The organism is Pseudomonas sp. R1-43-08 (genome assembly GCF_003852255.1).
In the GTDB taxonomy this organism is placed as follows: Bacteria; Pseudomonadota; Gammaproteobacteria; order Pseudomonadales; family Pseudomonadaceae; genus Aquipseudomonas.
Genome location: NZ_CP027734.1, coordinates 3,741,739 through 3,754,993, shown reverse-complemented (window position 1 = coordinate 3,754,993; position 13,255 = coordinate 3,741,739). Strand labels below are relative to the sequence as shown.

The window sequence follows — 13,255 nt, the reverse complement described above, 5'->3', positions numbered from 1 at the left end:
CCTGGAGAGAACACCCATGACCCAACCTATCGTCGTGGCGGCACTGTACAAGTTCGTCACCCTTGAAGATTACGTTGCCCTGCGCGAGCCACTGTTGCAGGCGATGGTCGACAACGGCATCAAGGGCACGTTGCTGATCGCCGAAGAAGGCATCAACGGCACCGTTTCCGGCAGCCGCGAAGGCATCGATGGCCTGATGGCCTGGCTGAAGAACGACCCACGCATGGACGACATCGACCACAAAGAGTCGTACTGCGACGAGCAGCCGTTCTACCGCACCAAGGTCAAGCTCAAGAAAGAAATCGTGACCTTGGGCGTCGACGGCGTCGACCCGAACAAACAGGTCGGCACCTACGTCGACCCAAAGGACTGGAACGCGCTGATCAGCGACCCCGAAGTGCTGTTGATCGACACCCGCAACGACTACGAAGTGTCGATTGGCACCTTTGAAGGCGCGATCGACCCGAAAACCACCAGTTTTCGCGAATTTCCCGACTACATCAAAGCCAACTTCGACCCGGCCAGGCACAAGAAAGTCGCCATGTTCTGCACCGGTGGCATTCGCTGCGAGAAAGCCTCGAGCTATATGCTCAGTGAGGGCTTTGACGAGGTCTATCATCTCAAGGGCGGCATCCTCAAATACCTCGAAGAAGTGCCGCAGGAAGAGACCAAGTGGCAGGGCGACTGCTTTGTTTTCGACAATCGCGTGACGGTGCGCCACGACTTGAGCGAAGGCGACTACGATCAATGTCATGCCTGCCGCACACCGGTCAGCGTCGAAGACCGCGCGTCCGAGCACTACGTGGCCGGCATCAGTTGCCCGCATTGCTGGGATAAGCTGCCGGAGAAAACCCGTCGCAGCGCCATCGACCGGCAAAAGCAGATCGAACTGGCCAAGGCCCGCAACATGCCGCACCCGATTGGCTTCAACTACAAGCAAACCCCTTCCGAGGCTTGAACCATGCCCGCGCGCCTGCTCTATGTGATGGACCCGATGTGTTCCTGGTGCTGGGGCTTTGCCCCGGTGGCGCAGGCGCTGGTTGAGCAGGCCCGGGCGGGCGGTGTGGAGTTGCACCTGGTGGTGGGCGGCTTGCGCACCGGCAGCGGCGCGGCGCTGGAGCCGAACACCCGGCGCTATATCCTCGAGCACTGGCAGGCGGTGACTGACGCCACCGGCCAGCCGTTCAAGCGCGAAGGCGCGCTGCCCGATGGGTTTGTCTATGACACCGAGCCTGCGTGCCGCGCCATCGTCACGGCGCGCAGCCTGGCGCCCGATTGCGCCTGGAAGCTGCTTGGGCTGATCCAGCACGCGTTCTATGTAGAAGGCCGTGACGTCACCTCTGCCCACGTGCTGGTGGAACTGGCCGAGCAGGCCGGTATTCCGCGTATCGAGTTTGCCGGCGAGTTCGACCGCGCCGAACAGCACGCCGCCACGGCCGCCGATTTCACCTGGGTACAGGACCTGGGCATCGCGGGCTTCCCGACCTTGCTGGCCGAGCGCAATGGCCAGTTGGCGCTGCTGACCAATGGCTACCAGCCCTTGTCCGAATTGTCGCCATTGCTGGGGCGCTGGCTGGAGCGCGCCACCTGTGCATGATCAGCCCGACACGCCTGAACCCAAGCGCACCGACCGCCTGACCTGGGCGGAAATTCGCCGCCTGGCCCTGCGCCACAGGAAATCCCTGTGGATCGCCAACAGCGTGGCCGTGCTCGCGACCTTGTGCAGCGTACCCATCCCGTTGCTGTTACCGCTGTTGGTCGACGAAGTGCTGTTGGGCCGTGGCGATGCCGCGCTCAAGGTGATGAACCACGCCTTGCCGCTGGGCTGGCAGCAGGCCGCCGGCTATATCGGCCTGATGCTGGGGGTGACCCTGGTACTGCGCTGCGGCGCACTGGTGTTCAACGTGGTACAGGCGCGGTTGTTTGCGCGACTGGCCAAAGACATCGTCTACCGCATCCGCGTGCGGCTGATCGAGCGGCTCAAGCGCATCTCCCTCGGCGAATACGAAAGCCTGGGCAGCGGCACGGTGACCACCCACTTGGTCACCGACCTGGACACACTGGACAAATTCGTCGGCGAAACCCTCAGCCGCTTTCTGGTGGCGATGCTGACCCTGGTTGGCACCTCGGCCATCCTGGTGTGGATGCACTGGCAACTGGCGCTGTTGATCCTGCTGTTCAACCCGCTGGTGATCTACGCCACGGTGCAGTTGGGCAAGCGCGTCAAACACTTGAAGAAACTGGAAAACGACAGCACCTCGCGCTTCACCCAGGCGCTGACCGAAACCCTGGACGCCATCCAGGAAGTGCGCGCCGGTAACCGCCAGGGCTTTTTCCTCGGGCGCCTGGGCCAGCGTGCCCAGGAAGTGCGCGACTACGCCATTCACTCGCAATGGAAGACCGACGCGTCCAGCCGTGCCAGTGGCTTGCTGTTCCAGTTCGGCATCGACATTTTTCGTGCAGCGGCGATGCTCACCGTGCTGTTTTCCGACCTGTCCATCGGCCAGATGCTGGCGGTGTTCAGCTACCTGTGGTTCATGATCGGCCCGGTGGAGCAATTGCTGAACCTGCAATATGCCTACTACGCGGCAGGCGGCGCGTTGACCCGCATCAACGAGCTGCTGGCCCGCGCCGACGAGCCGCAGTACGCCGGGGGGAGCGATCCGTTCACCGGGCGTGCAACCGTTGGCATCGACGTGCGCGGTCTGGACTTCGGCTACGGCGATGACCTGGTGCTCGACCAATTGAACCTGGCCATCGCACCGGGGGAGAAGGTGGCGATTGTCGGCGCCAGCGGCGGCGGCAAAAGTACCCTGGTGCAACTGTTGCTGGGCCTTTACACACCCCAGGCCGGCAGCATCCGTTTTGGCGGCGCGACCCAGCAGGACATCGGGCTGGCGACCATTCGCGAAAACGTCGCGGTGGTGCTGCAACACCCGGCACTGTTCAACGATACCGTGCGCGCCAACCTGACAATGGGCCGCGAGCGTACGGATCAGGCGTGCTGGCAGGCACTGGAAATCGCCCAGTTGGAGGCGACCGTCAAGGCATTGCCGTTGGGCCTGGACAGCATAGTGGGTCGCTCTGGCGTGCGCTTTTCCGGCGGCCAGCGGCAACGCCTGGCCATCGCGCGCATGGTGCTGGCCGAGCCCAAGGTGGTGATCCTGGATGAAGCCACCTCGGCGCTGGACGCGGCCACCGAGTACAACCTGCACCAGGCACTGGCGCGGTTTCTCAGCGGGCGTACTACACTGATCATCGCCCACCGCCTTTCAGCGGTGAAACAGGCGGATCGGGTGTTGGTGTTCGATGGCGGGCGTATCGCCGAGGATGGCGACCATCAGCAATTGATTGCCGACGGGGGGCTGTACGCCAAATTGTATGGACACTTGCAACAGGTGCGGTGATTTGGCTTAGGTTGTGCGATCGGGAGCGGATTTTCGCGTGCGTATTGAGCTGTGCATGTGCAAGGGACTTCATGAAGCAAAAGCGGACTCTCGGAACGCCACGGTTGCTGGGCATTGTCTGGCCCTTCATTGCCGTTGTGCTGTTCCAGGCATTGTTAGGCTGCGTCAGTCTCTACGTGCTCTCGGCGGTGCGTGGCTATGTGGCTGGCGAAAGTCTGTGGTCCAAGGGCCAGAAGGACGCCATCTACTACCTGACCCTTTACGCCGATAACCGCGAAGCCACCACTTACCTCAAATATCAGCAAGCGATTGCCGTGCCCCAGGGCGGGCATGAATTGCGCGTTGCGCTGGACCGTCCCACCCCGGATATCCCCGCCGCACGCCAGGGCATCATCAAGGGTGGCAACCACCCGGACGACGTCTCCAGCCTGATCTGGCTGTACCTCAACTTCCGCCATTTCAGTTACCTGGAAAAAGCCATCGAGCTCTGGACGGTGGGCGACGGCTACTTGTTGCAGCTGGACGACCTCGCCCAGGCAATGCATGGCGCCGTTACTGCCGATCGGGTCAATGCTGATGATGTGCGCCTGTGGAAGGCGCGCATCACGGCCATCAACGAAGGTGTGACACCGGCGGCCAAGGCATTCAGTGATGCCCTGGGTGAAGGGTCGCGGATGATCCTGCGCCTGTTGTTGATCACCAACCTGGCCACGGCCCTGGGGCTGATCGTGCTGGCGCTGCTGCGCACGCACAAGTTGCTGGCCCAGCGTCACGCGTTTGCCGATGCCCTGCAGGCGGAGAAGGAGCGGGCGCAGATTACCCTGGAGTCGATTGGCGACGGTGTCATCACCACCGACGTGGACGGTGCGATTGCCTACATGAACCCCGCCGCCGAAGCGCTGACCCACTGGCAGTCGGCCCAGGCCCAAGGCCTGCCGCTGGCGGCGTTGTTCAAGTTGCTGGATGAGAACGCGGAGCCGGACGGCTTCACCCTGATCGAGCACATCATCAAGGGCGAACTCAGTGGCGGCAGTGAACATTCCAAGTTGATCCAGCGCCTGGACGGCAGCACCGTTTCCGTGACCCTGGTGGGCGCGCCGATTCGCAGCGCCGGCAAGGTCAGTGGCGCGGTGCTGGTGCTGCATGACATGACCCAGGAGCGCCAGTACATCGCCAATCTTTCCTGGCAGGCTACCCACGATGCCTTGACTGGCCTGGCCAACCGGCGTGAATTCGAATACCGCCTGGAGCAGGTACTGCAGCAGGTGACACGCCAGCAAAACGGCCGCCATGCCTTGATGTTTCTCGACCTGGACCAGTTCAAGCTGGTCAATGACACCTGCGGCCACGCTGCGGGTGACGAGTTGCTGCGGCACATTTGCGCGCTGCTGCAATCGGACTTGCGCGAAGGCGATACCCTGGCGCGGCTGGGCGGCGATGAGTTTGGCATCCTCCTGGAGAACTGCCCGGCGCCGGTGGCCGAGAAGATCGCCGAGAGCCTGCGCCACACCGTGCAGAACCTGCATTTCGTGTGGAAGGGCCGGCCGTTCATGACCACCGTCAGCATCGGTCTGGTGCATATCTCACACACCCCGACCACCCTGGAAACGTCCCTGCGCGCCGCCGATATGGCGTGCTACATGGCCAAGGAAAAGGGGCGTAACCGGGTGCAGGTGTATCACGCCGATGACTCGGAGCTGTCCCTGCGCTTTGGTGAAATGGCCTGGGTACAGCGCTTGCACATGGCGTTGGAAGAGAATCGTTTTTGCCTGTACTCCCAGGAAATCTCGCCTCTGGGCCATACCGAAGCGGGCAATGGGCACATCGAAATTCTCCTGCGGCTGCACGACGAGGCGGGGCGAATCATTCTGCCCGACAGTTTTATTCCGGCGGCCGAGCGTTACGGCTTGATGACTTCACTGGACCGGTGGGTGGTGGAGAACGTCTTCAAGATCATCGCGCGTTGCATGCACGAGCGTCCGGGCCGACCTATGGCTATGTGTGCGATTAATCTGTCAGGAATAACCATTGGCGATGACGATTTTCTTGGTTTTTTACGTGAGAAATTCGGCACTTACAACATCCCTCCGGAAATGATTTGTTTTGAAATAACCGAGACAAGCGCTATCGCCAATTTAGGCAGTGCCATTCGTTTTATTAATGAACTCAAAGCGTTAGGTTGCCACTTTTCCCTGGATGACTTTTGTGCCGGAATGTCCTCGTTCGCCTATCTCAAACATTTACCTGTAGACTTCCTGAAGATCGATGGAAGTTTCGTAAAGGATATGCTGGACGACCCGATTAACCGCGCCATGGTCGAAGTGATCAATCACATAGGCCATGTGATGGGTAAGCGCACTATCGCCGAATTTGTTGAAACGTCGCAGATCGAACAGGCATTACTTGAGATAGGTGTGGACTACGCTCAGGGCTATCTGATTGAACGTCCGCAATTGTTTACCTTCGATAGCCTGCAGTGCCGACCTGCGCGGCCGCAGCCCCTGTTATTCAAGGCGCCCGGCACATTCCGCTGAAACTTTGCTGGTCTGTACATCACACTTAAAAAGGAGCCCTACAGTGATCGACACCTTCAACAGAACCGGCCCGCTTATGGAAGCCTCGAGTTACCCCGCCTGGGCGCAGCAATTGATCCAGGACTGTAGCGAGAGCAAGCGTCGGGTTGTCGAACACGAACTGTACCAACGCATGCGCGATAACACGCTCAGCGCCAAAACCATGCGCCACTACCTGATCGGTGGCTGGCCCGTGGTGGAGCAGTTCGCCTTGTACATGGCACAGAACCTCACCAAGACCAAGTTTGCCCGCCATCCGGGGGAGGACATGGCGCGACGCTGGCTGATGCGCAATATCCGCGTGGAATTGAACCACGCCGATTATTGGGTGCATTGGGCGCGTGCCCACGGCGTCAGTCTCGAAGAGCTGCAGGCACAGGACGTGCCACCGGAGTTGCACGCATTGAGTCATTGGTGCTGGCACACCAGTTCGGCGGATTCGTTGATCGTTGCGATTGCCGCCACCAACTACGCCATCGAGGGCGCCACTGGCGAGTGGTCTGCCGTGGTCTGTTCCACCGGCGTGTATGCCGCCGCCTTCCCGGAGGAAGAACGCAAGCGCGCGATGAAGTGGCTGAAGATGCACGCCCAGTATGATGACGCGCACCCTTGGGAAGCCCTGGAAATCATCTGCACCCTGGCCGGCACGAACCCGAGCTCGGCTCTGCAGGTGGAGTTGCGCCAGGCGGTGTGCAAGAGCTACGACTATATGTACCTGTTCCTGGAAAGCTGCATGCGCCTGGAACAAGAGAAAGAAAAGGCGCCCGTACTCGTTCGTGAGCGCCAGGCGCGCGTCGCCAGCGAGGCGTGATGCACCTGTGATGGCTGATGCCACTCACTTAAGAAGGATCGCGGTACTGTGGCGAGGGAGCTTGCTCCCGCTGGGGCGCGCAGCGGCCCTGTTGTTTGTTCAAAAAGAAGGGACTGCTACGCAGTCCAGCGGGAGCAAGCTCCCTCGCCACAAGTTACCGATAACCTGCGCCATCTGTTAACTGACTGGCACTGTGATGGCGGGGTTTTACCCCGCCATTGCCAAGCGGTTGCGGCCTTCGCGCTTGGCCACGTACAAGGCATTGTCGGCCCGGCGCAGCAGGCTTTCCGCCGACTCGGCCGCCAGTAACGTCGAACAGCCAAGGCTTACCGTCAAGTCGACCCGCGTACCCTCCACCCAGTAATCATGGGCTTGTGCCGCCTGGCGCAGGCGCTCGCCGACCATCCGCGCCGCATCGCGCCCGGTGTTGGAGAGCAGGATCAGAAATTCTTCCCCGCCGAACCGAAACACCATGTCCACGTTGCGCAACTGGCTTTTGATCGCTGCGGCCACGGCGCGCAATACGCTGTCGCCGGCGGCATGACCATGGGTGTCATTGATCTTCTTGAAATGATCGATGTCCAGCATCAACAGGGACAGCGGGTGCATATGGCGCCGAGCCATGTCAATTTCCCGTTGCAGGGTCTGGTCCATGGCCACACGGTTGCCGGTTTCGGTCAAAGGATCGCGCAGGGCACTGCGGGTGGCGGCGCGGTAGAGCAGGGCGTTGCGCATTGGGTAAAGCAACGTTGCGAGCAGGGACTCGAGCTGGCCCAGTTCCTCTTCGAGGAAGCGTTGGTTGCGACGGAACACCAGTTCGCCCAAGTGTTCGCCCTCATGGCTCAAGGTGTAGCTCACCGAATGATGGCCGCGATGGCCGAACTCCAGGCGCAGGTCGCTGATCGCGTAGCGGTATTGCAGGGCGTCCAGCGGCACCAGGCGTTGCACTTCACGGAAGAACAAGCCGAGGATGCGTTCCGGTTCCAGGCTGGTCTGCAATTGCTGGTTCAGTTGCTGGCGAAGCTGACCGAGGGTGGCGGGGCGATGGGGGCGAAGGGACGGCTGACCAAACCCCAGGCGTTGCAATTTGGCACTGTCAAAGTCAATTGCGTTGGTCTGGGTCGGTGTTTTCATACGTAGGCGGCCTCTAAGCACATGACTGTCTTACAGGCGGGATGAGAGTGGCAAGTGCCAAGCGTCTTACTGTTCCTTCAGTTCCGTAAAACATTGGAAACAGTTTAGACCGCTTTACGCCGGGTTATAAGCCCAGGGCACTGCCACACGTCTTGTCATCGCTTGACCTGCGTGAGTGGGTTAGAGCCAGATTCGTGCCAATCGTTTGAATTAATAAATACCTATATAAATCAATGAACTGGTTTTTCATGAAAACCGTCGACAAACAGTCGCGCCATTTCTCTGACTAATATTGAATGTTTGAAGAGGGGGTTACCAACGTAGAACGGTCAATCTGCGCGATGGAAGTGACCCCTGTCAGCGTCATGGCGACGCGCATTTCCTTGGCGAAAATATCCAGCAGGTTTTCCACGCCATGCTGACCATCGGCGGCCAGCGCATACACCGCGGAGCGCCCCAGCAGGCAGGCCTTGGCGCCGAGCGCGAGCATGCGCACCACGTCGAGCCCGGAACGAATGCCGGAATCTACCAGCACGGTGAGGTCATCGCCAACGGCCTCGGCAATCGGCGGCAACGCCTTGGCGGTCGACAGCACGCCATCGAGCTGACGGCCGCCATGGTTGGAGACCACGATGCCGTCGGCGCCGAAACTTACGGCATCCTTGGCATCCTGCGGGTCCAGGATGCCTTTGATGATCATCGGGCCCTTCCAGAAGTCGCGGATCCACTCCAGGTCTTTCCAACTGATCGACGGGTCGAAGTTGGTGGCCAGCCAGCCGATGTAGTCTTCCAGGTGCGTGGGTTTGCCCAGGTACCTGGAAATATTGCCGAGGTCGTGGGGGCGGCCCATCAAGCCCACATCGAACGCCCACTGCGGCTTGGTCACGGCCTGCAATATCCGCCGTTGCGCCGCATACGGCCCGGACATGCCCGAGTGCGCATCACGGTAACGCGCGCCAGGGGTTGGCATGTCAACGGTGAACACCAGTGTCGTCACGCCTGCCGCCTGCGCCCGCTCCAGGGCATTGCGCATGAAGCCGCGATCCTTGAGCACATACAGCTGGAACCAGATCGACTGCGGGCTTTGCGAGGCGACTTCCTCGATCGGGCACACCGACACCGTCGATAGGCAGAAGGGCACACCGGCGTTCGCCGCCGCCTTGGCCGCTTGCACTTCACCACGTCGCGCATACATGCCCGTCAAGCCGACCGGGCTGAGGATGACCGGCATGGCCAGCTCCTGGCCAAATAGCGAGGTCTTCAAACTCAGGTTGTCGACATTGCGCAAGATGCGCTGGCGCAGGCTGATCTCTGCCAGGTCCGAACTATTGGCGCGCAGGGTGTGTTCGGCGTAGGCGCCGCCGTCGATATAGTCGAACAGAAAACGCGGTAACTTGCGCTTGGCGGCAGCACGGTAATCGGAGGCGGACGAAATAATCATGGCATGGGCTCCACTCGGCAAAGTGCCCACGATAAGCAAAGTTCTGGCATGATAAAAACAACTTTTATCGCTGCAATCCAGTCGCAAAAGGAATACTGATGAACCTGCGAACCCTGCGAGCGTTTGTCGAAGTGGTGCGCCAGGGCGGTTTTTCCCAGGCGGCCGAGGTGGTATCCCTGACCCAGTCCACGGTCAGCAAGGCGGTCAAGACCCTCGAAGAGGAGTTGGGCACACCGCTGCTCAATCGTCTTGGCCACAAGAACGAACTCACCGCCGCCGGCGAAATTACCTACCGTCGCGCCCTGGTGCTGCTTGCCGAACACAATGATCTGGTGGTGGAGATCAACGACCTGCGCGGTCTCAAGCGCGGCGTGCTGCGCATCGGTCTGCCACCGGTAGGTTGCGGCGTACTGTTTGCGACAATGTTCGCCACCTACCGAACGCGCTACCCCGACATCGACATCGAACTCACCGAATACGGCAGCAAAAAACTGCGCGAATGCCTGGAAGCCGGGGAGGTTGACCTGGCGGCCCTGCTGCTGCCGGTGGATGAAGGCTTCGACTACCAGCCTGTACGCAACGAACCGTTGATCGCCGTATTACCTGTCAGCCACCCATTGGCGCGCCGCGAACGCATCGACTTCACCGACCTGGCAGACTCGCCGTTCATCCTGTTCGAAGCCGGTTTCGCCCTCAACGCGAAAATCCTCGCCGCCTGCGAACGCAAGGGCGTAGTGCCAAAGGTGACGGCTCGTAGTGGGCAGATCGACTTTATCGTCGACCTGGTCACCGCCGGCCTGGGCGTCGCCTTCCTGCCACGGATGCTGGCGCACACACACCAACACGCCGGCATCGCATTGATCCCCTTGGACGAGCCCCACACCGACTGGCATATCGCCCTGGCCTGGCGCGCCAGTGCCCACTTGCCACCCGCCGCGCGCGCCTGGCTGGAACTGGCCAGGGAGCAGGCGGTTTCGGCCGGTCATCCTGCCTCGTCGTGACACACGTCAGAGGAGGCTTGACTTCTTCTTTTTAATCAGTAACATACGGCGCATTCCGCGATAGCTCAGTTGGTAGAGCAAATGACTGTTAATCATTGGGTCCCTGGTTCGAGTCCAGGTCGTGGAGCCAGACAAGGTTCCAGAGAAGGCTTCAAAAATCTCTGAAACCCTAAAAAACCCGCCTTCTGGCGGGTTTTTTCGTTCTGGCGTTCCGTCGGATTCCGGTGGATACCAGCCGTTTTAAGGGTAGAGTTTGGGATAAAGGTCAGTTCGATAAAAGGGAGTACCCTTATGTCGCGCACTACTGCTCCACTCTCCGACGCCGCTTGCCGTTCGGCCAAGCCCACAGACCGCGCCTACAAGCTTTTCGACGGCGACGGCCTTTACCTTCTAGTCCAACCCAATGGCCGAAAAGGCTGGCGTCTCAGATACGTCAAACCTGATGGCCGGGAAGGACTGACCTCATTCGGCAACTACCCCGTCGTTGGCCTCGCGGATGCGCGCCGCAAGCGCTTGGAGATCAAGCGAATGCTGGCGGATGGCATTGACCCCATAGGAGCCAAGAACCAAGCCAAGACGGACGCTTTGATCAAAGGCCGCACCTTTGAAAGCGTTGCTCTCGGCTGGCACACGGAAATGTCAGCCAAGTGGGCACCGGGCTATTCCAAGACAGTGATGAGTCGCCTCAAAACTCACCTCTTCCCGCTGATCGGCGCCCGCGCCATTGTCGATCTAGATACCCACGACCTTATGCGGCCCCTGGAAGCGATCAAGAAGCGCGGAACGATAGACCTTGCGTTAAGGGTACAAAACTACCTGCAGAGCATCATGCGCGAGGCAAAGCGCCTCCGGCTTATCACCGTAAACCCTGCTTACGACCTCGTAGGCTCGATCAAAGCCTCGCGAGTGGTTCATCGCCCCGCTTTATCCTTATCGCACTTGCCTGAATTGCAGGAACGGATCGACACCTATAAAGGCCGCGCACTTACCCGGCTGACGGTCTTGCTGTCGCTGCACGTGTTTGTACGCTCCAGCGAACTGCGCTTCGCCCGCTGGAGCGAGTTCGACCTCAAGCGTGGCGTCTGGGAAATACCCGACACGCGACCAGCGTTGGAAGGCGTACCCTTTTCCCCACAAGGGGTACGAAGATGGCAGGCGATATCCATCTTGTACCCTTATCGCCGCAAGCGGTCGCCCTGCTCGAGCAGATCCACGCCCTCACCGGCAAATTTGATTTGGTGTTCGCAGGCGATACCAAGTCTTGGAAATCGATGTCCGAAAACACTGTGAACAGCGCACTTCGGAAGATGGGGTACGACACCAAAACCGAGATCTGCGGGCATGGGTTTCGGTCGATGGCCTGTAGCGCGCTGATTGAATCAGGACTGTGGTCAGAGACCGCCATTGAAAGGCAGATGAGCCACAAAGAGCGGAACAACGTCCGCGCCGCTTACATCCACAAGGCCGAGTTCATCGAGGAGCGCAGGCTGATCATGAACTGGTGGAGTCGCTACCTTGAGGCTAATCAGCAGAAGCATGTCAGCCCACGCGAATTCGCCAATCAGGCGGAGGCGAATGTCACTCGATTAAAAGCAAAACGTGGCGCAACTGAGTAAGCGCTCGGTTCTCATACCTCAGTGATCCGCTTGTCCACGCGGGTCCATCCAAACAGGGCTGCAAAGCCGCCCTGCTTGGATGGACCTCACTTAAAAAATCTAAAGCCCACGCATTGTCTGTGGAAAACCACGGTTTTCCATTAGTGGATAATTTCATCCACAGCCGCAGAACTCCCAAAAACTCGAGCCTTGACCCAAATCCTCCACAGGCGTAGAAAAGATCGGGCAAAGCGCTGTCGTTGACAGCAACCCAGGTAGCCAGAACCTTTAAGGCTACGCCACACCGTGGTGGTTCTCCCAAAGTGCGATTAGCATCCGGCGGCTCGCACGGTCACAGCGATGTGATGGATGCCTACTTTTACTAGTGTGCCCACTGCGGCAACTCATCCCCTTTCATAGCTGCCCTGCAGCAACCTATCCGCTTGGCCATTTCCTTGCGCCAACCTGCGCCCGTCTCTTTCTCCCGGAAAGAGACGGGCGCTCCTACCACTGCTGCAGCCCATGTCGTACAAGGCTTTGCCGCAACTCTCCTCGTGACAATCGGCGTGACAAACACCGAAGTCACCAGCAACAGCGATGCAGATGATGGCGCCGTAGCCCACGGAATGGACTACACCTGACTGACAGTCAGGCATGCCCCGGTCATCGCTTCACTGCCTTCACCCGACTCAGGATCTCCCGGCGCTGGTCTCGTCAGTCAGCGCAGCCTCCACCCGCCCACCTCTTCGGAGGTGTTCAGGAGGCCAGATCATGAGATGCCCAAGCTCCCGGTCGTAAGGAGCCGCAAGTCCCGCGTTAGTGGACAACCCTCACAGGTCGCAGGGGCCTTGATCCCTGATAACACTCAACATTCTTGGCGGGATGACGTGGGGAAGGTTTTAAAGGTTTGGCTTCGACAGCAGTTTGATCATGGCATTGATAGGAAGGCGAGAGGGGCGCAATTTTGGATATGGCCGGCAGCTGAGCTATGCGGGGTCACAAGAATTGCGTGATCTTTTTGGCGGCGGCCATTACGGCACCGTCAAGGCGCACAGTGATCGATGGCAAGCGTTTGACCCTGCGCTCTGCCAGTGTGCCGATGGCCCCTGACTGGGTATACGTCGGGAAATGATGAGTTTGCGGTATACGACCTGCCTCGATCATCTCTGGTCAGTTGGATTTGTAGGTGATGGCGGTCCGTCAACATCGGCTTGTAGAGGTCTACCAGCTTGGATGGATTCAGTATGACTGCCCGAAGTGAAGTTCACGGTCCGAAGGTGGTCTTGATGCTCT

At 59.7% G+C, this 13,255-nt stretch carries 8 protein-coding genes, 1 tRNA gene and 2 pseudogenes; 9 read left to right on the top strand and 2 right to left on the bottom strand.

Annotated elements, in window-relative coordinates:
• Positions 1-16 precede the first annotated feature (16 nt).
• From C4J87_RS17200 to C4J87_RS17180, 5 genes are all read left to right on the top strand, one after another.
• Positions 17-958, top strand: a complete 942-nt coding sequence (locus tag C4J87_RS17200) for a rhodanese-related sulfurtransferase (protein WP_124367761.1) — start codon at positions 17-19, stop codon at positions 956-958.
• Between the two features lie 36 nt (positions 959-994).
• Complete coding sequence (locus C4J87_RS17195) at positions 995-1,597, top strand: DsbA family protein (protein ID WP_177412780.1); 603 nt, start codon at positions 995-997, stop codon at positions 1,595-1,597.
• Complete coding sequence (locus C4J87_RS17190) at positions 1,590-3,407, top strand: ABC transporter ATP-binding protein (RefSeq protein ID WP_124367759.1); 1,818 nt, start codon at positions 1,590-1,592, stop codon at positions 3,405-3,407. The genes C4J87_RS17195 and C4J87_RS17190 overlap by 8 nt, the downstream gene beginning before the upstream one ends.
• Positions 3,408-3,478: 71 nt before the next feature.
• Positions 3,479-5,941, top strand: a complete 2,463-nt coding sequence (locus C4J87_RS17185; RefSeq protein WP_124367758.1) for an EAL domain-containing protein — start codon at positions 3,479-3,481, stop codon at positions 5,939-5,941.
• Between the two features lie 76 nt (positions 5,942-6,017).
• On the top strand, positions 6,018-6,791 hold the full coding sequence (locus C4J87_RS17180; protein WP_372238399.1) for a TenA family transcriptional regulator: 774 nt from the start codon (positions 6,018-6,020) through the stop codon (positions 6,789-6,791).
• A 207-nt stretch (positions 6,792-6,998) separates the two neighbouring features.
• Here C4J87_RS17180 and C4J87_RS17175 read toward each other — a convergent pair whose 3' ends face one another.
• Positions 6,999-7,925, bottom strand: coding sequence for a GGDEF domain-containing protein (locus C4J87_RS17175; protein WP_124363669.1), 927 nt, complete (start codon positions 7,923-7,925; stop codon positions 6,999-7,001).
• 286 nt (positions 7,926-8,211) lie between these two features.
• Entirely contained in the window at positions 8,212-9,366 is a 1,155-nt protein-coding gene (gene lldD / locus C4J87_RS17170) for an FMN-dependent L-lactate dehydrogenase LldD (RefSeq protein WP_124367756.1), read from the bottom strand.
• A 98-nt stretch (positions 9,367-9,464) separates the two neighbouring features.
• On the opposite strand from lldD, the gene C4J87_RS17165 reads away from it, so the two are divergent.
• The 4 genes and pseudogenes from C4J87_RS17165 to C4J87_RS26460 form a co-directional block, all read left to right on the top strand.
• Entirely contained in the window at positions 9,465-10,367 is a 903-nt protein-coding gene (locus C4J87_RS17165; protein WP_124367755.1) for a LysR family transcriptional regulator, read from the top strand.
• A 54-nt stretch (positions 10,368-10,421) separates the two neighbouring features.
• Positions 10,422-10,497, top strand: a tRNA-Asn gene (locus tag C4J87_RS17160).
• Between the two features lie 161 nt (positions 10,498-10,658).
• Positions 10,659-11,983: pseudogene (locus tag C4J87_RS17155) on the top strand (tyrosine-type recombinase/integrase).
• Positions 11,984-12,892: 909 nt separating this feature from the next.
• Positions 12,893-13,069: pseudogene (locus tag C4J87_RS26460) on the top strand (integrase); the annotation flags it as partial.
• Between the last annotated feature and the right edge of the window lie 186 nt (positions 13,070-13,255).